Consider the following 23,100-nt stretch of genomic DNA (forward strand, 5'->3'; position numbering starts at 1 on the left):
CCGTCATTGCGCCTCTGTATCTCAGTCGACTTACGGAGTGTCCACCCGGAGCCGGAGCGGATTCCGAAGCGATGATGGCCGACAGGCAGACGGAGCTGCGCGATGAATGAAGTGAAACCGAATTCCGGGGCGAAGGACTGGCTGGAAGCCGAGCTCGAGGATACGCTCGACGAGGACTATGAGCTGGAGCTTTCCGAGCCGGCGCTCTCGCTCGAGATCGCCAAGATCTACAAGAAGTCGCATCCGCCCTCCATGGAGCGCATGACCTATTTCCGCGAGCTGCTCAGGCTGCAGTCGGAATTGATCAAGCTGCAGTCCTGGGTCGCCTACCACAAGAAGAAGCTGGTGGTGGTCTTCGAAGGCCGCGATTCCGCCGGCAAGGGCGGCGTCATCAAGCGCATCACGCAGCGGCTCAATCCGCGCATCGCCCGCGTCGTGGCGCTGCCGGCGCCGACCGAGCGCGAGAAATCGCAATGGTATTTCCAGCGCTACGTGCCGCATCTCCCCGCGGGCGGCGAGATCGTGCTGTTCGACCGCTCCTGGTACAACCGCTCCGGCGTCGAGCGGGTGATGGGCTTTGCCAATGGGGACCAAGTCGAGGAGTTCTTCAACGACGTGCCGGAATTCGAGCGTATGCTGGTCCGTTCCGGCATCACGCTCGTCAAGTACTGGTTCTCGATCACCGACGAGGAACAGCAGATGCGCTTCCTGATGCGCATCCACGATCCGATGAAGCAGTGGAAGCTGTCGCCAATGGACCTGCAGTCGCGCGTGCGCTGGGAGCAGTACACCAAGGCCAAGGAAGAGACCTTCGCCCGCACCAACATTCCGGAAGCGCCCTGGTTCATCGTCGAGGGCAACGACAAGAAGCGGGCGCGGCTGAACTGCATCGACCACCTATTGCAGCAGATGCCGTATGAAGAGGTTCCGCACGAGGACATCTCGCTGCCCGACCGCGTCTTCAACCCGTCCTACGAGCGCCAAGTGCTGCCGCGCGAGCTCTACGTGCCGGAGAAGTATTGAGGCCTTTTCCTTCTCCCCGTTTCACGGGGAGGTGAGGAGTGGTCCGCGCAGCGGGCGAAAAGCCAATTGCTTGGCTTTTCGAACGACGAACGCCCGAAGGGCGGATGAGGGGCTGCGCCGGCGTCGGCGATTGAGCCCCAATTCGCTGCCATTGCGGGCTTGCCGCTAATCTCAAAGGCCGCGCCGCCCTCATTGCCCTGCCGGGCATTTCTCCCCGTATAGTGACGGGAAGAAAGAGCTGTACTCACGCTCGCCCGATCATCACATGCAAAGCGTTCGCCGTCGCCACTTGCTCGTTGCAGCGATAGCCGAGCTTCACCATGTCGAGGCCGGCGAAAAGATGCTCGCCCGAGCCGAGCAGCACCGGCGAAATCGCCAGATGCATCTCGTCGATCAGCCGTTCCTGGAGATATTGGCGGAAAGTCGAAACACCGCCGCCGATCCGCACATCCTTGCTCCCGGCCGCGGCCTTAGCCTGTTCGAGCGCCGAGTGGATGCCGTCGGTGACGAAGTAGAACGTCGTGCCGCCTTCCATCGTGATTGGCGCGCGTTTGTAGCGGGTCAGCACGAAAGTCGGAACATGATAGGGCGGGTTGTCGCCCCACCAGCCTTTCCAGTTGTCGTCCGGCCATTCGCCGCGGATCGGCCCGAACATGTTGCGGCCGAGAATGTAGGCGCCGACATTCTCGAAACTGCGGATTGCGAAGTCGTCGTCGACACCGGTCGCGCCGCCATCCTTGCCAATCACCATCTGGTGGAATGTCCGGGTGGTGACCAACCATTTGTGCAGGGTCTCGCCACCGACACCGAGCGGATGTTCAAGCGTCTGATCGGGACCGGCGCCGTAGCCGTCGAGCGACAGGGTAAAACCGTTGACACGCAGCTTGGACATGATTGCCTCCTAGACCAGTTGTAATTTGCAATCGGTTGTTTGAGTAGCTTGGCCGATTGCGAAATGCAAGCGGTATTTTCCGGCGCGATCGAGTCGGGCAGCGTCGGGATAGTCGCCGGAAAGGTAGCTGCCCGGGATATCGGGGCGAAGCGGGTAAGGGATGCCGTCGCAATTTTTCGTCGAGAAAAGCGATTAGCTGGGCAACTCTGGGCCGGCAGCATCAAGGATGCGTTCAATGGCAACGCGTAGCGCCGGCAAAACTGTCTGTCACGACAGCCCAGACGATGGCTTCGGAAGTCTTGTGATATTCATGACGCAGGATGTTGCCTATTGCCACTTCTGCAACCGTTCGATCACATCGTTCCTGCTCATAGATCCATTCTAATGGATCCCGTCAGAGTTCCAAAATCGCGAGGCAGGTCTAGCCCTTCAGCATCTGCGCCACCATCGGCGCAAAATAGGTCAGCACGCCGTCGCAGCCCGCCCGCTTCAGCGAAAGCAGCGATTCCAGCATCGCCTTCTCGCCGTCGATCCAGCCATTGGCGGCGGCTGCCTTGATCATCGAATATTCGCCCGACACCTGATAGGCGAAGGTCGGCATCTGGAGTTCGTCCTTCAGCCGGCGGATGATGTCGAGATAGGGCAGGCCGGGCTTCACCATCAGCATGTCGGCGCCTTCGGCGAGGTCCTGCTCGGCCTCGCGCACCGCTTCGTCCGAATTGGCGTGGTCGATGTAGTAGGTCTTCTTGTCGCCCTTGAGCAGGCCGGCGGTGCCGACCGCCTCGCGATAGGGCCCGTAGAAGGCCGAGGCGAATTTCGTCGCGTAGGACATGATCGCCACGTCCTGGAAACCGTTGGCGTCGAGCGCGTCGCGGATGGCGCCGATGCGGCCGTCCATCATGTCCGACGGCGCGATGATGTCGGCGCCGGCCGCCGCCTGGATGACAGCCGCGGCGGCGACCTGTTCCACCGTCTCGTCATTGACGATGATGCCGTCGCGCAGGATGCCGTCATGGCCGTGGCTGGTGAACGGGTCGAGCGCGGCATCGGTGATGATGCCGATCTCCGGCACGGCGTCCTTGATGGCGCGCGTGGCACGGTTGATGACATTGTCGGGATCGAGGATATGCGATCCCGTCTGGTCGCGCAGCGCAAGCTCGACATTGGGGAAGGTGGCGATGGCCGGGATGCCGAGCTTGGCGGCGCGCTCGGCCTCCTTCACCGCGAGGTCGATGGACAGGCGGTAGACGTCCGGCATCGCGGCGATCGGCTCGCGCGTGTTCCTGCCGTCGACGACGAAGATCGGCCAGATCAGGTCGTTCACCGAAAGCTGGTTCTCCTGCACCAGCCGGCGCGACCAGTCGGCCTTGCGCATGCGCCGCAGCCGCCGGCTGCCGGTAATCTCGTCGACGCTGCGCGCGCCGGCAGGCTTTGCGGGGGTGAATTTGTTCATGGTCAAACTCTCTTTTGCGCCGGCTTTTTATCACGCGTCTCCGCCGCTGACCAATGCGACACGATTGTGCCAGGGACGTGGCATACGTTCCTCTCCCCCACTTTGTGGGGCGAGGAAACCCCTAGGGCTGCCCGTTCCCAGACAGGATCTGCGCCGCGCCCCTGATCGCAACCCGGAACGCCTCGTCGAAGCTGACGCCGCGGACCTGCCAGCGGTAGGTCTTGCCGCGATCGGCCAGCCGCCAGTCGGCGATCCAGCCGAGGTCCTTGTCGCTCCACACGATGCTGCCGGCGAGCGCCCGGGCCGCTCCCGCTTTCTTCGCAAGTTTGTCGAGCTTTGCCATATTGGCCGCCGCGACCGCCTTTTCGTCGAGGCCGCCGACCTGCCTAGCCTTTGGAAAGGCAATGCGCATCAGCAGTGGACTTGTGGCGTTGGCGAAGGATTCCCTCATCGTCTTGCCGTGGTCCTCATCCGCCGTCAGCACGAAATGCCGCGAACCCTGCTCAGCGGTCATGAAGACGGCGATAGGCGGCCGCTCGCCGAGCCAGGGCCTGCTGCCGAGCTGGGCCAACAGCTTGTCGACGACGGCCGGCTTATAGAGGCAGGTGAGATCATGCGGCCTGTCATGCGTGCCTTGCTCGTCATGGATCGGGATGCCTTCGAGCCGGTCGCGATAGCGGAAGGATTGCACGAAGTCGGCCGCTTTGTCGCGCAGGGCCAGCATCTCCGGCTTCTGCGACAGGCGCTGGTCGCCCGAGACCTTGACCAGCACCTTGTCGAGGCAATCCTTGAAGCCGATCTGCCGATTTACGTCTCCAGTGCCGGTGACGATGGTCTGAGATTGATAAAGCTCGTTCGCAGTCGCGGCCTCGGCAGGGCAAGGCATCCGCAGGATGGCGATCAGGCCGATCGCGGCAGCCGCGAGGCGGGAAAATCCGGGCATGGCTTGCCGTCCGGTTCAAGATGCCCATTTTCTAGCACCGGGTGCGTGCGGTGGCCAAGGCGGATTGCCGGCTAAACGAAGGAGCAAGGCATGACCTTGATCTGGTTCATCTATGCCGCCTGGCTGCTGCTGATTGTTTATCTGACCGTTCAGGCAATCGGCGTGAAACGCGATACCGAGCCGCATTTGCTGCAGAGCTTCGGTTTGATGTTTGCCATGATCGGCGCCTTCCTGCTGCCGCGCCTGCCGTTGTTCGGCTTCGTCAACTTCGCCCCCGTCAACGCGGCCCTGGGCGGCATCGGCGCGGTGATCGCCGTCGCCGGCATGGCGCTGCTGGGCGCGGCAAATTCTCGGCCGCAACTGGAGCCAGACCGTCTCGGCCAAGCAGAACCATAACCTGGTGAGATCCGGCCCATACCGCAGCCTGCGCCATCCCATGTACACGGGCGGCCTGCTGGCATGCCTGGGCTCGGCGATCGTGGTGGGCGGCCCTTTCGTCTTTCTGTTCATCCTGCTCGGGGCGATTTTCATCTGGCGTGTCGGCGCCGAGGACCGGCTGCTGGCGCGGCAATTTCCCGATGAATTCCCCGACTATGAGCGCCGCACGAACGCGCTTATCCCATTCGTATGGTAGCCTGCTTGCGGCGAAAGACGCTGCCTTATCCGTGGCACTCGACAATTGACGTTGGCCCGGTCGCCGCTTAGCACTTCTCCTCCCGCAGGCGCGGGGGAGGATTCTCTCATTATGGATTTTGGCGGAGGCGACGAGATCCGCTTCGAGCGGCTGGGCAAGGCGGGTGTGGTCACCTTGACCCGGCCGAAGGCGCTCAACGCCGTCACGCACGACATGGTCAACGCGCTCGGCAAGGCGCTCGATGCTTGGGAAGAGAACGCCGGCATCAATGTCGTCGTCGTCAAGGCCGAGGGCAGGGCGTTTTCCGCCGGCGGCGATATCCTGCACATCTACGAGGCCGGCCGCGCCGGCAAGCCGCCGGTCGACTTCTTCGCCGACGAGTACCGGCTCAACGCCCGCATCGCGCGCTTCAGGAAACCCTATGTCGCGCTGATCGACGGCATCGTCATGGGCGGTGGCGTCGGCATCTCCTTCCACGGCTCGCATCGCGTGCTGACCGAAAACGCGCAGTTCGCCATGCCGGAGGTCGGCATCGGCTTCTTCCCGGATGTCGGCGCCAGCCACCTGCTGCCGGATCTCGGCGGCTCTTTCGGCATGTATCTCGGATTGACCGGAAATCGCATCCGTTACGGCGATGCGCTTTGGTCGGGGCTCGCCACGCACACGATCAAGGCGGAGGACCAGGCGGGGTTGCTCGACGAACTGGCGACCAGCAACGATCCGAATGCCGAGCTGCGCGATTTCTTCGTGCCGGCAAAACGCGAGACGGAGCGGCAGGACCTGGATTCGATCGCGCGCCATTTCTCAAAAGGCTCGCTGGCCGATATCGTCGCCAGTCTCGAACAAGCCGCCGCCGGCGACGCTTTCGCCGCAAAGACGCTGGCGATCTTGAAAACCCGCTCGCCGACCAGCCTCAACATCGCCTGGCGCCAGATCAGCGCCGGCTCGACGCTGTCGATGGACGAATGCATGAGGATGGAGTTCCGCATCCTGAACCGCATGCTTGCCGGCCACGATTTCTATGAAGGCATCCGCGCCGCTATCATCGATAGGGGCTCTACACCCAAGTGGCGGCCGGCGGGGCTGGATGAGGTCGATGCGGCCGAGATCGACGCCTATTTCGCGCCGCTCGGGGATAAGGAACTCGCCCTGTGAGTGAAGTCACCTCCAGGCGCGTGGTGCTGCAGCCCTCGACCACCGAGGTGATCTTCGCCTGGTTCCAGCGCGTGATCGCCGGCTATTGCCTGTTGTTCGGCATCCTCTATTGGATCCGCCTGATCGGCATCTATCCGGGCGAACTGTGGCGCTTCGACCTGATGCCTGTGCACTGGCAGGTGGCGGCGGCCATGCTCGCCGTCTTCTTCCCCTTCGCCGCCGCCGGCCTCTGGATGCTGGCGTCGTGGGGACCGGTGATCTGGTTCATCTGCGCGGCGACCGAGACGGTGATGTATGCCGGCTTCCCCGATCTCTTCGGCCATCGGCTGCTGATCGTCGTCTCGCATGCCTGCGTGGCCTTGCTCTACATCGTCTTTCGCGTCACCATATGGCTGCAGAAGCGCCAGCTTCGCCAATGAGCATGATGCCGAAAAGTGTGAAGCGGTTTTCGGATGACATCATGCTCCACCCATAAAGCCGGCCGATGGCCTGCCTCCGCGGGGCGCTTTCTCAGCCCCGTTTCACCCCAAGATCCATTGGCTAAATCTTTAGGTTAATTGTTCTTGCTCGGGTGACCGATCGTTAAGCGTCTTCCGAAACCTCTTACCGGTAAGCTCTTGTTAGCCCTGGCGTTTAAGTCGAATTTTATGAGTATTCGATAGTGTCGCGATCAAGGTGAAAAACAAAAAATCACCAAGGCGACAAACGAGAGGCAAAGACAATGATCAATTCGCGTCCGGCGGCGAAGACCGCAAACGTATCCGACGATCGCCGCGAGGCTATCCGCTCGCTGTACATGGAATCGCTGCAGCTGGTGGAGCGTCTGCACCGCCGCCTGCTTGACGTGATCAAGGACGAGTTCGACCGCAACGGCCGCTCCGACATCAACGCCATCCAGGCGCTGCTGCTCTTCAACATCGGCAATTCGGAACTGACCGCCGGCGAGCTGCGCTCGCGTGGCTACTATCTCGGCTCCAACGTCTCCTACAATCTGAAGAAGCTGGTCGACCTCGGCTTCATCAACCACCAGCGCTCGCGCATCGACCGCCGTTCGGTCCGCGTCTCGCTGACGCCGAAGGGCAACGAGGTGGCCGACGTCGTCGCCGGGCTCTACGAGCGCCATGTCGGTTCGATCGAGGCGGTCGGCGGCATCAACACCGACGAGTTCAAGCAGATGAACCGCGCCCTGCAGCGGCTCGATCGCTTCTGGAACGACACGATCGCTTATCGGATGTGAGTGCTTCGGAATTGGGGCGGGAAAGCCGCGCCGAAGAAGCACGGCCCCGGGGGGAAAGAATAGGAGGCCGGCGCCGAAGCGCGCCGGTCTTTTTCTTTATTGCGAAGGCGGGCATCTGCGGGAGCTTGACCGTCGCTTCGCGCGCATGAAGGCTCTGCGGCTGAAGGGCAGGGCACAGATTTCATAAGGACGCGCTGGCATCTTGCGGTGCAAAAAAGCATCGCTGTCATTTCTTTCATCTGGCCGCCGCTTGCAAATCGCGGGCCAAGGCCACGTTGCCGCCATAATCGCGGTCAATGCGAGTGGTGGGTGATGCTGCGGGCCTATGCCTTGCGCTCCTTGGAACCTGCGTTGCGGCAGCGCGTTCTGGCCGCCGATCAACGTCAGGTCATGGTTGGCGAATTGTTAAGTTTGCCGCCCCTAGAGTGTGGACAAAGCCGCCCGGCAAGCGAGTTGAGCGAGAGCGATAAAGCAAGAATGTCTGCCATGAGAACCAGCCGCCGTTTCTTCCTTACCGGAGCCTCCGCGCTCGCCGCCGCCGTGGTCGCCGGCCATGCGAGCGCCCAGGATGTGATCGGGGATATCCTGAAATCCTCGACGCGCGGCAATTGGGACGACCAGTTCGACGCCCGCGGCACCGACACCAACAAGGTCGCCTCGACGCTGCCGATCTTCAGCCAGCAGACGGTGGCCTTCACCGAGCAGGCGGTGGCGCAGTATCAGAACATCGTCTCCCAGGGCGGCTGGGAACAGGTTCCGGCGACCAAGAAATTGCAGCTCGGCGTCGACGATCCGGATGTCGTCCCGCTGCGCAAGCGCCTGATGGTGTCGGGCGACCTGCCGCAGAGCGCCGGCATTTCGACGGCCTTCGATTCCTATGTCGACTCGGCGGTCAAGCGCTTCCAGCTCCGTCACGGCCTGCCGGCCGACGGCGCCATGGGCAAATACACCTACGCCGCGATGAACGTGTCGGCGCAGGTCCGGCTCGGCCAGTTGCAGACCAACCTGCAGCGCCTGAAGGAAAAGGCCGGCACGCTCGGCGACCGTTACGTGCTGGTCGACATTCCCGGCGCCCAGGTCGAAGCGGTCGAGAACGACCGCGTCGTGCTGCGCCACACGGCGATCGTCGGCAAGATCGACCGCCAGACGCCGATCGTGAACTCGAAGATCAACGAGATCATCGTCAATCCGTACTGGAACGCGCCGGTCTCGATCGTGCGCAAGGACATCATTCCGCTGATGCGGAAGGACCCGAACTACCTCAAGGACAGCCACATCCGCCTGTTCGCGCCGGACGGCAGCGAGGTCGATCCGATGACCATCGACTGGTCGACGGACGATGCCGCGAAATACCGTTTCCGCCAGGATCCCGGCAGCAACAATGCGATGGCCTCGGTCAAGATCAACTTCCCGAGCCCGGACGGCGTCTATATGCACGACACGCCGCAGCAGAGCCTGTTCGGCAAGCTGATGCGCTTCGATTCCTCCGGCTGCGTACGCGTCCAGAACGTGCGCGACCTCGTCACCTGGATCCTGCGCGACACGCCCGGCTGGGACCGTCAGCATTTCGAGGCGGCGATCAAGACCGGCGAGAACACGCCGATCAATGTGGTCAATCCGGTGCCGGTCCACTTCCTCTATCTCTCGGCATGGTCGACGGCTCCGGGCGTCGTACAATTCCGCGACGATATCTACGCCCTTGACGGCGCCACCGAGCTGCAGATCAGCTCCGCGCAGTAAGCACCTGATCCTTAAAAGAAAAAAGGCCGCTCTCGCAGCGGCCTTTTTGTTGGGGCGACGCAATGCGCGCCTTACGACAATTCCAGGAAAAGTGTGTGCGGTTTTCCGTCCGGAATTGCGTGAAAGTAAAGAGATAGAGCGGTTCGCCGTTTCCGTGAAACGGAGCTTGGGCGTTGGGGCAGTCGGGGCGCGTCGTCGGCTTTCCGAGCGGTCCGGGAGCCGCCTGCAACAAGACAATCGCGCCAGCGTGGCAAGGCCTTTGCCGCACCCGGGCCGTGCGGCGCAGCCTCAGATGGCGCCCTGCGGATATCCGGTGGGCTGCTGGAACTCGTCCTGCCGATGATCTCCTGACAAGAATGACAAGCCCGCCGCCGCGGCGATGGCCGCGGTCGGCGTTGAATGTCAGCGTAGCTCACAAAAGTTGGTAAACCACTTTACGCAACCGCTTTACTAGCCAAATTTTATGGGATAGCGTTTGGCTCGTTGCTGGCTGGGGCGGACATGAGCACCATCAATGAAGTCGCGATAATGGCGAGGGTGTCGACCACCACCGTGTCGCGCTATCTCAACAATCGCATCGAGCTTCCGGCGGAGACGGCGGCCCGCATCGACGCGGCCATCGTGGCGCTCGACTATCGCCCGAACATCCTCGCCAAGCGCCTGAGCCTTGGCCGCTCCGAGGCGATCGGCATGATGACGCCTGAAATCGCCAACCCGTTCTTTGCCGAACTGGCCGCCGCCGTCGAGGACGAGGCGGAAAAGCACGGCTATTCCGTGCTGATGAGCAGCACCGGCGGCAACCGGGAGCGCGAGCTCGCCAGTCTCAGGCGGCTGAAGGACGGCCATGTCGACGGGCTGATCATGATGACCAACCGGCCGGACGACGGCTCGCTCGCCGCCACGCTTCACCATTACGGCCACATCGTTCTGATCGACGAGGACATTCCGGGCGTCAACGTTCCGAAAATCTTCGTCGAGAACCGCGAAGGCGCTCGCGCCGCGACGCGCCACCTCATCGAGGCCGGGCACCGGCGCATCGCCCATATCGGCGGCCCGGCGAAGCTGTTCAGCGCCATCGAACGACTGGCCGGGTATCGCGACGCCCTGGCCGAGGCGGGGATAGAAGTCGACGACGGCGATATCCGCCAGGGCGAGTATTCGCGCGCGTTCGGCCGCGCAGCCATGTTGGACATACTGGCCGGCGGCCAGCCGCCGACGGCCGTTTTCGCCGGCAGCGATTTCATTGCCATCGGCATCATGGAAGCAGTGCGTTCCAAAGGCCTCAACGTGCCGCAGGACATCTCGCTGGTCGGCTTCGACGACATGCCGTTTGCCGACCTCCTCGCGCCAGGCCTCACCACAATCCGCCAGCCGACCGCCGAACTCGGCCGCATCGGGTTCAGCACACTCAAGGCGCTGATCGACAAGGCGTCGCCGCCCGAACTCACACGGCTCCCGGTCGCGCTGGTCAAGCGCAACTCGGTAGCGCCGCCACGCTCCTGAGACAGACAGTTCGCAACCAAGAAAGGGGAATGAAACAAATGACAAGATCGATCATGAAATCAATAGCGTACGCCGCTGCTCTCGGGCTTGGCCTGGTGGCCGGACCGACACTCGCCGCCGACTTCAGCGCTGTCTATGTGATGTCGGACAATCTCGGCGACATGGGCTTCAACGACAACGCCGCCACCGGCTTCGCCCGCGCCGAGAAGGAAGGCGTCAAGACGCGCCTGCTGCAGGCGTCGCCGACCGATCCGCAGCTCTGGCGCCAGAATCTCGAAGCGGTATCGAATTCGGGCGAATGGAGCGTCGTTTTCACCGGGCCGAACATGCACGACAACCTGGCCGACGTCGCGCCGCAGCACCCCGACCAGAAATATGTCTTCTTCGACGATGAGTTGAAGCAGCCGAATGTTCTTTCGGTGAAATACGCGCAGAACGAAGGCTCTTATCTCGCCGGCGCGCTAGCCGCGATCGCGGCGACCGACAAGAAGGATTTTCCGCTCACTTCCGGCGATCCGAAGATCGCTGTCGTCGCTGGCATGGACCTGCCGGTCATCCAGGACTTCATCCTCGGCTTCAAGCAGGGCGCCAAGACCGTCGTGCCGGACATCGACGTGCAGGTGATCTTCATCGGCAACTTCAACGATGCGCAGAAGGCCTACGACCTGACCAAGACCGCGATCCAGAACGGCGCCAACGTCGTCTTCAACGTCGCCGGCCCAGCCGGCCTCGGTATCCTCAAGGGCGCGGCGGACTCCAAGAAATACGCCATCGGCGTCGATTCCGACCAGAGCGGCCTGCACCCGGACAATGTGATCGCCTCGATGATCAAGCAGATCGGCAACTCGATCTACGACTCGATCAAGCAGATCCAGGACGGCAAGGCCGAGTTCGGCAAGCTCAAGGTCTATGGCCTCGCCAATGAGGGCGTCGGCCTTGTCTACAACGACAAGCTGGTGCCCGCCGACATCAAGGCCAAGGTCGACGCCGCCAAGGCCAAGGTGGTCAGCGGCGAGATCAAGGTCGACACTGCTTTCAAGTAAGCCCTCCCAGGACCTTGAAACGGGACGCTGCCAAGGCGGCGTCCCGTCATTCCGACCAGGAAGCGTGCCCCAGGAAGCGTGCCGATGAGCGACCCGGACATCATCTTGAGCCTTGCAGGCATCGCCAAGTCGTTTGGCGACAAGGCCGCGCTCAGCCATGTCGACCTCGAAGTCCGGCGCGGCGAGGTTCATGTCATCTGCGGCGAGAACGGCGCCGGCAAGTCGACGCTGATGAACATCCTTGCCGGCATTCACCAGCCGAACGCCGGCTCCATCGTGCTGAACGGTAAGACCGTGACGATCGCGGACCCGATTGCCGCGAGCCGCCTCGGCATCGGCATGGTGCACCAGCACTTCACGCTGGTGCCGTCCATGAGCGTGGCTGAGAACCTGTTTCTCGGCCGCCAGCCGCGCCGGCTGGGTATCTTCTCCGACCGCCGGCAGATGGTCGAGCGCGCCCGCGAACTGATCGCGCGCTACAACTTCCGCCTCGATCCGGAAGCGCCGGTGCGCACGCTTTCGGTCGGCCAGCGCCAGCGCGTCGAGATCCTGAAGGCGCTGGCGTTCGACGCGGATCTCTTGATCCTCGACGAGCCGACCGCCGTGCTGACTCCACCGGAAGTCGATGAGCTGATCGGTGTGGTCGACGGCTTGCGCGCCAGGGGCCGCACCATCCTTTTCATCACCCACAAGCTGCGCGAGGTGAAAGCCGTCTCCGACCGCGTGACCGTCATTCGCCATGGCCGCAGCATTTCGACGCGCAATACGGCCGACGTCACCGAAGCCGACATCGCCCGCGACATGGTCGGCCGCGACGTGTTCCTGGTCGGCCGCAAGGGCAGTGGGCAGCGCAGCTTCGGCGCCCCGGTCCTGACGCTCGACAGTGTCAGCATGACCAATCATTCAGGCCGGCGTCTGCTCGACCGCATCTCTCTCCAGGTGCGCGCCGGCGAGGTTCTGGGCATCGCCGGCGTCGACGGCAACGGCCAGACCGAACTCGCCGAGGCAATCGCCGGGCTGATGCCGGTGCAGGCGGGCAGGGTCCGCTTCGGCGACCGGGATTTGACCGACGCTGATCTCTGGGAGCGCCAGCAGGCCGGTCTCGGCTTCGTGCCGGAAGACCGCCTCGACCGTGGCTTGAGCGTCACGATGAGCGTCGCCGAGAACGTCGCGGCGACCAACTACAGCCGCGCCGGATTGCTGTCCGGCGGCCTGATCAGCCGGCAGAAGCTGGACAGCTTCGCGGGCGAGAAGATCAAGGAGTTCGACGTGCGCGGCGCGCAGCCTGCCACGCAGGCCGGCTGGCTCTCCGGCGGCAACATGCAGAAACTGGTGATTGCCCGCGAGCTGGAGCGCGACCCATCGCTGCTCCTGATCTGCCAGCCGACGCGCGGACTGGACATCGGCGCGTCCGAATTCGTTCACGCGCGCATCCTGCAGGCCGCCGACCGGGGCCGCGCCGTGCTCCTGATCTCGTCCGAGCTCTCCGAGATCTTCGCGCTCTCCGACAGGATCGGCGTCATGTATTCGGGGCGCATGATGCGCGTCCTCGACCGCGCCGAGGCCGACGAGGAGACCGTCGGATATCTGATGAACGGCGGATCGAAGGAGGCTGCGTAATGGCGCCGGCGCTGTCCAATTTCCTGCGCGTCATTCGCGCGCCGCTCGCCGCGATCCTGCTCACGCTGGCGCTCGGCTTCCTGCTGGTCGCGTCGATCACGGATGAGCCGGTCCGCGCCTATCGCGACCTGCTGCTCGCCAATTTCGATTCGCTCGGCAACTTCGCCCTGTTCCTGAACCGCGCCACGCCGCTCACCCTGATCGCGCTCGGCGTCGTCTTCTCCTTTCGCGCCGGCATCTTCAATGTCGGCGGCGAGGGCCAGCTCTACGCGGGCGCGGTCACCACCACCGTCGTCGCCATCGCCGGCGCTTCGCTGCCGGCCTTTATGCTGATGCCGCTCGCCATCGTCGCCGGTTTTCTTGCCGGCGCGGTGGTCGGCTGGATTCCGGGCGTGCTCAAGGTGCGTCTCGCCGTCGACGAGGTGGTCACGACACTGATGCTCAACATCATCATTCTCCTGATCACCTCCTGGCTGGCCAACCAGGTGATCCGCGACACCACCGCCTATGGCGCGGTGAGCTGGATGGTACCGAGCTCGATCTGGCTGCCGCCCTTGCCTTTCGTTCCGCGCGCCACCAGCGGCTTCCTTGTCGCCGCCGTGCTTGCCGTCGTCTCATGGATCGTGCTGTTCCGCACCCGATGGGGCGCGGAGGTTCGCGCGGCCGGCACCAATCTGCGCTTTGCCGAGGCCACGGGCGTGCCGGCGGCGCGGCGGGTGATCTCGGCGATGGTCATTGCCGGTGGATTGGCCGGGCTGGCCGGAGCGCTTTATGTGCTCGGCGTCGGACACCGCTTCGAGCAGAATTTCTCGCCGAGCTACGGACTGGTCGGCCTGACCTGCGCCCTGCTTGCCCGCGTCCATCCGATCGGTTCGCTGGCGACCGCGCTCTTCTACGCCGCGATGCTGAATGGCGCTGCCTACATGCAGATTTCCACGGATGTGCCGCGCTCGCTGGTCAACCTTTTGACGGGCCTGCTCGTGCTGCTGATGACGGCGCGGCTGCGTCGCGCCGCCCAGGCAGCGTGAGGAGGTAAGGAATGAACCTCGCATCGCTGCTCGCCGCGGTCCTTGAACAGTCGACCCCGATCCTGCTTGCCGCGCTGGCGGCAATGATCACCTTGCGCGCCAACATCCTCAATGTCGCGGTCGAGGGCATGATGCTGGCGGCCGCCTTCGCGGCCATCGCCGTCGGCGACTGGAGCGGCAGCGCCTGGCCGGCCTTCCTGTCGGCGCTGGTGGTCGCGGTGGTGCTTTCGCAGCTTCTGGCGCTGCTGACCTTGCGCTTCTTCGCCGACTTCATCGTGGCGGGCCTTGGCATCAACCTGCTCGCCGCCGGCGGCACGCTCTTCATCCTCGAGCGCTACTACAACAGTCCGGGCGGCCTGAGGCCGATCGCCTTTCCCGACATCTGGCATGTTCCGGCCGGATCGCTGTCCTGGCTGCCGGTGCTCGGCCCGGCCTTCGAAGGCCAAAGCATCATCGTGCTGATCGCACTTGTCGCGGTGCCGCTCACCTATATCTTTCTCTACAAGACGCCGCTCGGCGCCAGCCTGCGGGCCGCGGGAGAGGACGAGCACGCCGCGCGCTCCGCCGGCATCCGCATCGCTGCCATGAAGGCCCTGTCATTGGCGATCAGCGGCTTGCTGGCCGGGCTTGCCGGCGCGCAGCTTGCCATGGACAAGCTGCATTTCTTCCTGCCGGACATGACCAGCGGCCGCGGCTTCATCGGGCTGGCCGCGACGCTGTTCGGCGGCGGCCAGCCCTGGATGACGGCTGCGGCGTCCTTCCTGTTCGGCTTCTTCGGCGCGCTGGGCGACCGCCTGCAAGTGTTCGCCATCCCCTCGCAGTTCGTGCTGATGCTGCCCTATCTCGCCGCCATCATCGGCCTGACCTTCGCCCGCTGGCGCATCCTAGTGCGCAACCGCCCGGCCAGAATTCAAGACAATCCTCAATGACGAAGCCGATCATCCTCGACTGCGATCCGGGCAATGACGATGCCCTGGGCATCCTGGTCGCCGCCGGCCATAAGGCGCTCGACCTGAAGGCGGTGACGACGGGTGCCGGTCATCTCGCCGGGGACCGCACGGCGCGCAACGGCGCCATCGTCCTTGCCGTTGCGGGGCGCAGCGACGTTCCGGTTGCCGCCGGCGCCGTGGGGCCGTTGGTGCGCGAAAGGCTGATCGCCGGCGTCCTCGACCAGACCTGTGCGCTCGACCCGGAGCGGCCGGATCTCGAAGCGGTCAACCTCGATCCACGCCACTCCAGCGACCTCATCGCCGAGCTGGTCCTTTCGGGCGCCGCCGCTACCGTCGTCACCACCGGTCCGCTGACCAATCTGGCGCTCGCGCTACGGCGCAATCCCGGCCTGGCGGAGAGGATCGGGCGCATCGTCTCGCTCGGCGGGGCCTGGGGGCTCGGCAACAAGACAGCGGCGGCGGAGTGGAACGTTCTGTGCGATCCGGAGGCGGCAGCCATCGTGTTCGGGGCCGGCATTCCTTTGACGCTTCTTCCGATCGACGTGGGACCGCAGGCGGTTATCGCCGAAGGATTGATCGCGGACGCCGAGGCGATTGGCGGCAAGGTCGGGCATTTCGCTGCCGAGCTCCTGCGCTCGCTGAACACGACATTCCGCCCGGGCGTGTTCGGGCCCGGCGCCATGCCGCTCAACGATCCCGTGGCATCGTTCGTCGCGGCCGAACCCTCCCTGGCCAGGACCGTTCCGGCTCGGGTCGAGGTCGAGCTCGCCGGCAAATTCACCTATGGCCGCACGGTCATCGACTTTGCCGGACGCTCGGGGCCGCCGAACGCCGAAATCGCCGTCGAGCTTGATGGCGAGGGCATCCACGCCGCCTTCATCGCCGCATTGAAGCGGCTGGCCAGCCGGTCTTACAAAACAGGAGAGGAAGTATGACAAAGAGCCGTCGCGTCCTGATCGCGGGCGAATCCTGGACCGTTCATTCGATCCACCAGAAGGGCTTCGATTCCTTCACCACGACAGAGTACGCCGAAGGCGTGCGCTGGCTGCGCGACGCCCTCGAAGGCGGTGGCTGGGACGTTGTCTACCAGCCGGCCCATATCGCCGCGCGCGACTTCCCCTTCAGCGCCGGCGAGCTGGCGAAGTTCGACTGCATTATGCTGAGCGACATCGGCGCCAACACCCTGTTGCTCCATCCCGACACGTTCGTGCGGTCGAAGATGCTGCCCAATCGCCTCGAAGCGATACGCGACTATGTCCTCGGCGGCGGCGGACTGGTGATGGTCGGCGGCTATATGACCTTCCAGGGCATCGAGGCCAAGGCGCGCTATCGCGACACCGAAGTCGCGGAGGTGCTGGGCGTGGAAATGGAGGCGGGCGATGACCGCGCCGAGCGGCCGCAAGGCGTGAAGCCGCGTGTTGCCGCAGCAAGTCACCCGATCGTCGGCGGGCTGGAAGCGGAATGGCCGGCGCTGCTCGGCTATAACCGCTTTGCCGCCAGGCAGAAGGCGACGGTGGTCGCGACCGTCGGCAACGATCCCTTGATCGTCGCGGCGGAATTCGGCAAGGGGCGGTCGGTCGCATTCGCGTCGGATTGCGGGCCGCATTGGGCGCCGCCCGCTTTTGTCGATTGGCCGGGCTACACGACGCTCTGGCGGCAGACCGTCGGCTGGGCGGCGGGAGCCTGACATGGTGACGCTCAACATCATGCGCTGGGGCGACCGCGGCGCGCCGAAGACGATGGTGGCGCTGCACGGCATCACCGCCAATGCAGGCGCCATGACCGAGCCGGCGCGTGTGCTTGCCGCGCGTGGCTGGCAGGTGATCGCTCCCGACATGCGCGGCCACGGCGAAAGCGCGCGGGGCGACGGCGATTTTTCCTTCGACAGCCTGCTCTCCGATTTCGCTGGGAACCTGCCTGCCGCGCCGGATGTGCTGCTTGGCCATTCCTTCGGCGGCACGCTGGCGCAGCTTGGCGTGTTGCGCGGCCTGTTCCGGCCGAAGGCAATGCTTCTGGAAGACCCGGTCTCGCATTTCGCCGACAAGGCGACGCCGAAGGGTATGTTGGACTGGGACGAAGCAAATCTGCCCCACGACATCGAGGGGCTGCTGAAACTCAATCCCGGCTGGTCGCGGCGGGACGCCGCCTGGAAAGTCGTGTCGCTCGAGCAGATCTCGTTCGATGACGCGCGTTCAGCCTTCGCCGGCAACGCGCCCTGGGACCTGCGGGATGAGGCGGCGCGCCTGGCCCGGATGCTGCCGACGGTTTGGGTCCTGCCGGAAATGAGCCGGTTTGTCCCGCCCGACGACACCGCGCGCCTGCGAGCAGAGGTCGGCGAGCGGTCTGTCGTCGTGATGCCCAATGTCGGCCATAGTATCCATCGCGACGCCACGCAGGCATTCGTCGCGATAGTCGAGAAACTGGGAGCCGGCACTTGGTTCGACCGCTGAACGACGGGCACGATTTCGTGTTCCAACTGGGAGGGCATGCGCCGCGGCTTTCCGTCAGGGCTGGCGAGCAATTCACGGTGTTCACCGAGGACTGCTTTTCCGGCAAGCTGACGAGCGTCGACGGCAGGCCGCGCGAGGTCGCGCCCTATCCGAAAGTCAACCCGCTGGTCGGTCCGATCGCCGTCGAAGGGATCAGGGCCGGCGATATCATGGCGATCCGCCTGCATCGCCTGGAGCCCGCTCGTGACTGGGGCGTGGCGACGATTTCGCCGAATTTCGGCTTCCTGTCGGGAACCCGCGCCTCGCCCAACTTGCAGCAGGAGCAGGACGAGCGGGTGTGGATCTGGCGCCTCTCGCCGGATCGAACGCAGTTGACCACACGGACCTCCTCCGGCCGCACGCTTTCCGCCAGCTACCGGCCTTTCCACGGCACGTTGGGCGTCGCGCCCGCTCATGGCGAGGTTCGCCTCGGCGTCGTTCCCGGCGACTTCGGCGGCAATTTCGACATCCCGGACCTGAAGGAAGGCGCGACGCTCTACCTGCGGGCCAATGTCGATGGCGGGCACATCTATATCGGTGACGGACATTACGCGCAGGGCGATGGCGAGATCGCGGGCACCGCGGTCGAGGGCGCCTTCTTCACTTCCCTGTCCGCCGAGAAGGCGATGCCGGATGAGAGCTTCGACTGGCCGCGCTTGGAGACTGAAAGCCATATCGGCGTCATTGGCTGCGCGCGGCCGCTGGACGACGCCGCCCGCATCGCGGTCGCCGGGCTGGTGCGCTGGGTGGCGCAACGGACAGGCCTGGACACGATGGACGCGCATCAACTGGTCAGTCAGACCTGCAGCCTGCGCATCGGCAATGTCGTGAATCCCGCCTTCACGGCGCTTTGTTCCGTGCCCAAGGCGGTTCTGTCGCCATAGAGCGTTCCATCAAACGCTGAATCGCCCGGGCGGAATGGGACTCCGCCCGCATGATACGCCAGGTGACGTCCGGCCGGCTGGACGCGACGCTGGCAATTGCCCATGGTCGGTCGACCAGCCGGAATCGCGCCATGGACGTCGCCGTCTTTATCCTCGTCGTGCTCGCCTTCGTAACCGTTTCCGGTGCGCTGGTGCGGCTGGTGCGCGTGCCGCTGCCGGTGCTGCAGATCGCGATCGGCGCCTGCCTGGCCTGGCCGGCACGCGGCCTGCATGTCGAGATCGATCCGGAGCTTTTTCTCCTGGTGTTCATTCCGCCGCTTCTGTTCGGCGATGCGTTCTCGGCGCCGAAGCGCGAACTGATAGCGCTGCGCAGCCCGATCCTCGATCTCGCCATCGGGCTCGTCTTCTTCACCATCGTCGGCTTCGGTTACGCCTTGCACTGGCTGGTGCCGAGCATCCCGCTGCTCGTCGCCTTCGCTCTGGCCGCCGTGCTGTCGCCGACCGATGCGGTCGCCGTGTCCTCGATCGTCGACCGCAATGTCGTCCCGGCGCGGCTGATGCACATATTGGAAGGCGAATCCCTGCTCAACGACGCCTCGGGTCTGGTGATGTTCCGCTTCACCGTCGCGGCGGCGCTGACCGGCAGCTTTTCGTTCGCCGAGGCATCCCTGAGCTTCCTCTTGGCTGTGGCGATCGGCATTCTCGCCGGCATCGCGGCGCTGTTCATCGCCGCGAAGTCGTTGCAGATCCTCGGCCGTATCACCAGCACACCGGCCGAGGCGCAGGTGCTGGTCATGGTGCTGTTGCCCTTCGGCGCCTATCTGATCGCCGAGCATTTGAACGCGTCGGGCGTTCTGGCGGCTGTCACCGCCGGCCTGTTGACCGGATATTCCGGCATCGTCCGCCACATGGCGGTCTCGGCGCGCATCCAGACGATCTCGCTCTGGTCGATGCTGATCTTCATGTTCAACGGCTCGCTGTTCATCCTGCTTGGCCTGCAACTGCCCGACATCATCCGCAAGGTGCCGCCGGAACTGACGGCCCGGCATTGGCTGTTCGAGCCGGCATTGACCGTGCTCTTGCTCACGCTCTGCCTGATCGGCCTGCGCTATGTCTGGATATGGATCGGCGACATGGGCGCCGTGCTTGCCGCGCGGCTCGGCAAGCGCAAAGCCGAACCCTTTGGTTTTCGCGTCAGGCTCGCCGGTTCGATCGCCGGCGTGCGCGGCGCCGTCACTCTGGCCGGCATCCTGTCCCTGCCGCTTACCTTGCAAGACGGCTCGCCGTTCCCGGCCCGCGACCTCGTGATCTTCCTCGCCGCCGGCGTCATCATATGCTCGCTGGCGATTGCGAGCCTTACCCTGCCTACGGTCGCGCGCGGCCTCGTCGAGCCTGGCGAGCATCCAGGTGCGGCCGAAGAGCGCCGCGCCCGCGTCGGCGCCGCCAACGCGGCCATCGCCAGGATCGAAGGCCTCGCCAGCGACGGCAATGAAGGGGAGGCGGCGGACATGAAGCTTGCCATCGCCGAGAGCGTCGCATCCATCTACCGGCGGCGCATCTCGCTCTCCGACGGCGCCGACGAAGCGCGCGCCGAGGCCCGCGAATCCGGGCGGATCGAGCTCGGATTCAGGCTTGCCGGCATCGAGGCCGAGCGGGCCGAACTGCAGGCGATGCTTCGCCGTGGCGACATCAATGACCATACGGCGCGCAAGCTGTTCACCGAGATCACCTTCTCGGAAGCGATCCTCAAGGGCCGCGAACCGCGGGATTAGAACTGGACTGGTTTGTCTTGGCGCAAACCGGCCAGCAAATTTCGCGCCGCAAACGTGGCGGCCCGGAAACAACTGTGTTAATGCGCGGCGACCTCGCAGACCTCCGGCCCCAAGGGAAAGCAAGCCATGTCAAACGCAGCGGCAGCCTCCAGCAAATTCGAATCCTTCTTCGAGACCACGCTTGCCGACGCCGATCCGGAAATCTTCGGCGCCATCCGCAACGAGCTTGGCCGCCAGCGCCACGAGATCGAGCTGATCGCGTCGGAAAACATCGTTTCGCGCGCCGTGCTCGAAGCTCAGGGCTCGATCATGACCAACAAATATGCCGAGGGTTATCCGGGCAAGCGTTACTATGGCGGCTGCCAGTTCGTCGACGTGGCCGAGGAACTGGCCATCGAGCGCGCGAAAAAGCTTTTTGGCTGTAACTTCGCCAACGTTCAGCCGAACTCGGGCAGTCAGATGAACCAGGCCGTGTTCCTGGCGCTGCTGCAGCCCGGCGACACCTTCATGGGCCTCGACCTGAATTCGGGCGGCCATCTCACCCACGGCTCTCCGGTCAACATGAGCGGCAAGTGGTTCAAAGTCGTCTCCTATGGCGTGCGCAAGGAAGACCATTTGCTCGACATGGACGCGATCGAGAAGACCGCGCATGAGACGAAGCCGAAGCTGATCCTGGCCGGCGGCACCGCCTATTCGCGCATCTGGGACTGGAAGCGTTTCCGCGAGATCGCCGATTCGATCGGCGCCTATCTGATGGTCGACATGGCGCATATCGCCGGCCTCGTCGCCGGCGGCATGCATCCGTCGCCGTTGCCTCATGCCCATGTCGTGACCACGACGACCCACAAATCGCTGCGCGGTCCGCGCGGCGGCATGATCCTGTGCAACGACGAGGACATCGCCAAGAAGATGAATTCGGCGGTGTTTCCGGGCTTGCAGGGCGGCCCGCTGATGCATGTCATCGCCGCCAAGGCGGTGGCGCTCGGCGAGGCGCTGAAGCCGAGCTTCAAGGCCTATGCCGAAAGCATCGTCGCCAATGCCAAGGCGCTGGCGTCCAGCCTGCAGGAGACGGGCCTCGATATCGTCTCCGGCGGTACCGACAACCATTTGATGCTGGTCGACCTTCGGCCGAAGAACGCCACCGGCAAGCGCGCGGAAGCCGCCCTCGGCCGCGCCAACATCACCTGCAACAAGAACGGCATCCCGTTCGATCCGGAAAAGCCGTTCGTGACGTCGGGCGTACGCCTCGGCACGCCGGCCGGCACCACGCGCGGCTTCGGCCAGGCCGAATTCCGCGAGATCGGCAAGCTGATCGCCGAGGTGCTGGACGGGCTGAAGGTGGCGAATTCCGACGACGGCAATGCGGCCGTCGAGGCCGCCGTCAAAGCCAAGGTCACGGCGTTGACCGACCGCTTCCCGCTTTACCCCTATCTCGGCTGATTCACGCTCGGTTGCCCTCCGTCGGTTGACCGCGCGACATACGTCATCTTTTATCCTTGCGCTTCGCGCCGCTCCTTGATCGGGCGGCGCGGCTTACCGGAGACCTGATGATGCGCACTTTCCGTCTTGCCACCCTGGCCGTGTCCGGCTCGCTGGCCGTTTTCGCCCTGTCCGGCGCGGTTGCGCAGGAGCAGGCGCAGCCCGGCTCCGACATGCCGGCCACCAATACCTTCGGCAAGTGGACCACCATCATCGATACGCTCGATACCGGGCAGGATGCGCACAAGACCTGCGCCGCCTCGACTGCATTCGTCGACGGCGACGGCAATGCCGGATCCCTGACGCTGTCGATCTCGACCGGCGATGCGCTGCCGCCGGACGCGTATCCGGCCATCATGTTCATCATCGACAACGGCAACCTGCCGACCGGCGACAAGATCGCCGCGACCTTCGGCGATCCTGGCGTGAAGGTCGCTGCGACCGTGACCTCCAACGGCGCCGCCGGTGGTCGTCCCAGCTGGATGGTCGACAACCAGGCCAAGACCAGCCTCGCCCTGCTGCGCGCCATGCGCAAGGTCACCTCGCTCGATGTCACCTTCGGCAAACAGAAGGTCACCAGCATCCCGATGGACGGCTTCACCAAGGCCTATCGCAACCTAGGCGCATCGTGCGGGTTTCCGACCAAGGATGTTGCGCCCTGACGCCCGTCGGCCAGCGGGGTGGAGCGCTGGCAATCTTGCTTATGCCTCGCTATCTCTGAGGCATGAAAGGCTCTAAGCCTTTCGCCCACAGAATCGCGAACCCAAGGCTCTCCATGCGCTGTCCCTATTGCCAGTCCGAAGATACGCAGGTGAAGGATTCGCGTCCCGCCGAGGACGGCGCGGCGATCCGCAGGCGGCGGGTGTGCCCCGATTGCGGCGGCCGTTTCACGACTTTCGAGCGCGTCCAACTGCGCGACCTCGTCGTCGTCAAGAAGTCCGGCCGCAAGGTGCCTTTCGACCGTGACAAGCTGCTGCGCTCCGTCGAGATCGCCGTGCGCAAGCGCAATGTCGACCCCGAGCGCATCGACCGCGCGGTCACCGGCATCGTGCGCCAGCTCGAAAGCTCCGGCGAAACCGAGGTTGCTTCGGGCGAAGTCGGCCGGCTGGTCATGGATGCGCTGAAATCGCTGGATGACGTCGCCTATGTCCGCTTCGCCTCGGTCTATCGCAATTTCCGCGAGGCCAAGGATTTTCATGAGCTGCTGGGCGAACTGAAGGGCGACGAGGAAAAGACCGAAGAGGACGCTGGCTGA

At 64.4% G+C, this 23,100-nt stretch carries 23 protein-coding genes; 20 read left to right on the forward strand and 3 right to left on the reverse strand.

Annotated elements, in window-relative coordinates; translation table 11 throughout:
- Positions 1-102 precede the first annotated feature (102 nt).
- A complete protein-coding gene (gene ppk2 / locus FJW07_RS08085) occupies positions 103-1,023 on the forward strand; it encodes a polyphosphate kinase 2 (protein WP_140659106.1) in 921 nt (306 codons plus the stop codon).
- Between the two features lie 244 nt (positions 1,024-1,267).
- On the opposite strand, the gene FJW07_RS08090 is transcribed toward ppk2, so the two are convergent.
- From FJW07_RS08090 to FJW07_RS08100, 3 genes are all read right to left on the reverse strand, one after another.
- Positions 1,268-1,915: a dihydrofolate reductase family protein gene (locus FJW07_RS08090; RefSeq protein WP_140855641.1), complete on the reverse strand. Its 648-nt coding sequence runs from the start codon at positions 1,913-1,915 to the stop codon at positions 1,268-1,270.
- Positions 1,916-2,336: 421 nt separating this feature from the next.
- Complete coding sequence (hemB, locus tag FJW07_RS08095) at positions 2,337-3,368, reverse strand: porphobilinogen synthase (RefSeq protein WP_140855643.1); 1,032 nt, start codon at positions 3,366-3,368, stop codon at positions 2,337-2,339.
- Between the two features lie 121 nt (positions 3,369-3,489).
- The gene (locus FJW07_RS08100; RefSeq protein WP_140855645.1) at positions 3,490-4,311 is read right to left on the reverse strand and encodes a DUF2066 domain-containing protein; all 822 of its coding nucleotides are present in this window, start codon (positions 4,309-4,311) and stop codon (positions 3,490-3,492) included.
- 90 nt (positions 4,312-4,401) lie between these two features.
- On the opposite strand from FJW07_RS08100, the gene FJW07_RS08105 reads away from it, so the two are divergent.
- The 19 genes from FJW07_RS08105 to nrdR all read left to right on the forward strand — a co-directional run bounded on the left by FJW07_RS08105 (position 4,402) and on the right by nrdR (position 23,100).
- Positions 4,402-4,707, forward strand: coding sequence for a hypothetical protein (locus FJW07_RS08105; RefSeq protein ID WP_140855647.1), 306 nt, complete (start codon positions 4,402-4,404; stop codon positions 4,705-4,707).
- The gene (locus FJW07_RS08110) at positions 4,658-4,945 is read left to right on the forward strand and encodes an isoprenylcysteine carboxylmethyltransferase family protein (RefSeq protein WP_140855648.1); all 288 of its coding nucleotides are present in this window, start codon (positions 4,658-4,660) and stop codon (positions 4,943-4,945) included. The genes FJW07_RS08105 and FJW07_RS08110 overlap by 50 nt, the downstream gene beginning before the upstream one ends.
- A gap of 111 nt (positions 4,946-5,056) precedes the next feature.
- Positions 5,057-6,100 carry an enoyl-CoA hydratase/isomerase family protein gene (locus FJW07_RS08115; RefSeq protein WP_140855650.1) on the forward strand — a complete coding sequence of 348 codons (1,044 nt, stop codon included), beginning with the start codon at positions 5,057-5,059 and terminating at the stop codon, positions 6,098-6,100.
- Entirely contained in the window at positions 6,097-6,519 is a 423-nt protein-coding gene (locus FJW07_RS08120; protein ID WP_140641396.1) for a DUF6163 family protein, read from the forward strand. Before FJW07_RS08115 ends, FJW07_RS08120 begins: the two co-directional genes overlap by 4 nt.
- Positions 6,520-6,821: 302 nt before the next feature.
- Complete coding sequence (locus tag FJW07_RS08125; RefSeq protein ID WP_040983294.1) at positions 6,822-7,337, forward strand: MarR family winged helix-turn-helix transcriptional regulator; 516 nt, start codon at positions 6,822-6,824, stop codon at positions 7,335-7,337.
- A 486-nt stretch (positions 7,338-7,823) separates the two neighbouring features.
- A complete protein-coding gene (locus FJW07_RS08130) occupies positions 7,824-9,077 on the forward strand; it encodes a L,D-transpeptidase family protein (protein WP_140641397.1) in 1,254 nt (417 codons plus the stop codon).
- Between the two features lie 501 nt (positions 9,078-9,578).
- On the forward strand, positions 9,579-10,580 hold the full coding sequence (locus tag FJW07_RS08135; protein WP_140855652.1) for a LacI family DNA-binding transcriptional regulator: 1,002 nt from the start codon (positions 9,579-9,581) through the stop codon (positions 10,578-10,580).
- Positions 10,581-10,633: 53 nt separating this feature from the next.
- Positions 10,634-11,623 carry a BMP family ABC transporter substrate-binding protein gene (locus FJW07_RS08140; protein WP_181167104.1) on the forward strand — a complete coding sequence of 330 codons (990 nt, stop codon included), beginning with the start codon at positions 10,634-10,636 and terminating at the stop codon, positions 11,621-11,623.
- Between the two features lie 84 nt (positions 11,624-11,707).
- A complete protein-coding gene (locus tag FJW07_RS08145; RefSeq protein WP_140855654.1) occupies positions 11,708-13,243 on the forward strand; it encodes an ABC transporter ATP-binding protein in 1,536 nt (511 codons plus the stop codon).
- Positions 13,243-14,271, forward strand: coding sequence for an ABC transporter permease (locus FJW07_RS08150; RefSeq protein WP_140641405.1), 1,029 nt, complete (start codon positions 13,243-13,245; stop codon positions 14,269-14,271). The genes FJW07_RS08145 and FJW07_RS08150 overlap by 1 nt, the downstream gene beginning before the upstream one ends.
- An 11-nt stretch (positions 14,272-14,282) precedes the next feature.
- Positions 14,283-15,200 (forward strand): ABC transporter permease, encoded by a 918-nt coding sequence (locus tag FJW07_RS08155; protein WP_140855655.1) that lies wholly within the window; start codon positions 14,283-14,285, stop codon positions 15,198-15,200.
- A complete protein-coding gene (locus FJW07_RS08160; protein ID WP_140855657.1) occupies positions 15,197-16,156 on the forward strand; it encodes a nucleoside hydrolase in 960 nt (319 codons plus the stop codon). The genes FJW07_RS08155 and FJW07_RS08160 overlap by 4 nt, the downstream gene beginning before the upstream one ends.
- Positions 16,153-16,908: a glutamine amidotransferase gene (locus FJW07_RS08165; RefSeq protein WP_140855659.1), complete on the forward strand. Its 756-nt coding sequence runs from the start codon at positions 16,153-16,155 to the stop codon at positions 16,906-16,908. The genes FJW07_RS08160 and FJW07_RS08165 overlap by 4 nt, the downstream gene beginning before the upstream one ends.
- Position 16,909: 1 nt before the next feature.
- Positions 16,910-17,671 (forward strand): alpha/beta fold hydrolase, encoded by a 762-nt coding sequence (locus FJW07_RS08170; protein ID WP_140855661.1) that lies wholly within the window; start codon positions 16,910-16,912, stop codon positions 17,669-17,671.
- Entirely contained in the window at positions 17,656-18,594 is a 939-nt protein-coding gene (locus FJW07_RS08175; protein ID WP_140855663.1) for an acetamidase/formamidase family protein, read from the forward strand. The genes FJW07_RS08170 and FJW07_RS08175 overlap by 16 nt, the downstream gene beginning before the upstream one ends.
- A 131-nt stretch (positions 18,595-18,725) precedes the next feature.
- On the forward strand, positions 18,726-20,366 hold the full coding sequence (locus FJW07_RS08180; RefSeq protein ID WP_140855767.1) for a Na+/H+ antiporter: 1,641 nt from the start codon (positions 18,726-18,728) through the stop codon (positions 20,364-20,366).
- A 126-nt stretch (positions 20,367-20,492) separates the two neighbouring features.
- Positions 20,493-21,806: a serine hydroxymethyltransferase gene (gene glyA / locus FJW07_RS08185; RefSeq protein WP_140707501.1), complete on the forward strand. Its 1,314-nt coding sequence runs from the start codon at positions 20,493-20,495 to the stop codon at positions 21,804-21,806.
- Between the two features lie 107 nt (positions 21,807-21,913).
- Entirely contained in the window at positions 21,914-22,507 is a 594-nt protein-coding gene (locus FJW07_RS08190; RefSeq protein WP_246680707.1) for a hypothetical protein, read from the forward strand.
- A gap of 113 nt (positions 22,508-22,620) precedes the next feature.
- The gene (gene nrdR / locus FJW07_RS08195) at positions 22,621-23,100 is read left to right on the forward strand and encodes a transcriptional regulator NrdR (RefSeq protein ID WP_027167964.1); all 480 of its coding nucleotides are present in this window, start codon (positions 22,621-22,623) and stop codon (positions 23,098-23,100) included.

The sequence above is a fragment of the Mesorhizobium sp. B3-1-9 genome, from assembly GCF_006439595.1.
Taxonomy (GTDB): domain Bacteria; phylum Pseudomonadota; class Alphaproteobacteria; order Rhizobiales; family Rhizobiaceae; genus Mesorhizobium.

What these genes read in the sequence shown, in the direction of transcription:
- FJW07_RS08105 (WP_140855647.1), top strand. Translation starts at nt 4,402, where the DNA reads ATGACCTTGATCTGGTTCATCTATGCCGCCTGGCTGCTGCTGATTGTT.
- FJW07_RS08180 (WP_140855767.1), top strand. Translation starts at nt 18,726, where the DNA reads ATGGACGTCGCCGTCTTTATCCTCGTCGTGCTCGCCTTCGTAACCGTT.
- FJW07_RS08145 (WP_140855654.1), top strand. Translation starts at nt 11,708, where the DNA reads ATGAGCGACCCGGACATCATCTTGAGCCTTGCAGGCATCGCCAAGTCG.
- FJW07_RS08090 (WP_140855641.1), bottom strand. Translation starts at nt 1,915, where the DNA reads ATGTCCAAGCTGCGTGTCAACGGTTTTACCCTGTCGCTCGACGGCTAC.
- FJW07_RS08130 (WP_140641397.1), top strand. Translation starts at nt 7,824, where the DNA reads ATGAGAACCAGCCGCCGTTTCTTCCTTACCGGAGCCTCCGCGCTCGCC.
- FJW07_RS08125 (WP_040983294.1), top strand. Translation starts at nt 6,822, where the DNA reads ATGATCAATTCGCGTCCGGCGGCGAAGACCGCAAACGTATCCGACGAT.
- FJW07_RS08160 (WP_140855657.1), top strand. Translation starts at nt 15,197, where the DNA reads ATGACGAAGCCGATCATCCTCGACTGCGATCCGGGCAATGACGATGCC.
- glyA (WP_140707501.1), top strand. Translation starts at nt 20,493, where the DNA reads ATGTCAAACGCAGCGGCAGCCTCCAGCAAATTCGAATCCTTCTTCGAG.
- FJW07_RS08115 (WP_140855650.1), top strand. Translation starts at nt 5,057, where the DNA reads ATGGATTTTGGCGGAGGCGACGAGATCCGCTTCGAGCGGCTGGGCAAG.
- FJW07_RS08190 (WP_246680707.1), top strand. Translation starts at nt 21,914, where the DNA reads ATGATGCGCACTTTCCGTCTTGCCACCCTGGCCGTGTCCGGCTCGCTG.
- ppk2 (WP_140659106.1), top strand. Translation starts at nt 103, where the DNA reads ATGAATGAAGTGAAACCGAATTCCGGGGCGAAGGACTGGCTGGAAGCC.
- hemB (WP_140855643.1), bottom strand. Translation starts at nt 3,368, where the DNA reads ATGAACAAATTCACCCCCGCAAAGCCTGCCGGCGCGCGCAGCGTCGAC.
- FJW07_RS08170 (WP_140855661.1), top strand. Translation starts at nt 16,910, where the DNA reads ATGGTGACGCTCAACATCATGCGCTGGGGCGACCGCGGCGCGCCGAAG.
- nrdR (WP_027167964.1), top strand. Translation starts at nt 22,621, where the DNA reads ATGCGCTGTCCCTATTGCCAGTCCGAAGATACGCAGGTGAAGGATTCG.
- FJW07_RS08135 (WP_140855652.1), top strand. Translation starts at nt 9,579, where the DNA reads ATGAGCACCATCAATGAAGTCGCGATAATGGCGAGGGTGTCGACCACC.
- FJW07_RS08100 (WP_140855645.1), bottom strand. Translation starts at nt 4,311, where the DNA reads ATGCCCGGATTTTCCCGCCTCGCGGCTGCCGCGATCGGCCTGATCGCC.
- FJW07_RS08140 (WP_181167104.1), top strand. Translation starts at nt 10,634, where the DNA reads ATGAAATCAATAGCGTACGCCGCTGCTCTCGGGCTTGGCCTGGTGGCC.
- FJW07_RS08150 (WP_140641405.1), top strand. Translation starts at nt 13,243, where the DNA reads ATGGCGCCGGCGCTGTCCAATTTCCTGCGCGTCATTCGCGCGCCGCTC.
- FJW07_RS08155 (WP_140855655.1), top strand. Translation starts at nt 14,283, where the DNA reads ATGAACCTCGCATCGCTGCTCGCCGCGGTCCTTGAACAGTCGACCCCG.
- FJW07_RS08165 (WP_140855659.1), top strand. Translation starts at nt 16,153, where the DNA reads ATGACAAAGAGCCGTCGCGTCCTGATCGCGGGCGAATCCTGGACCGTT.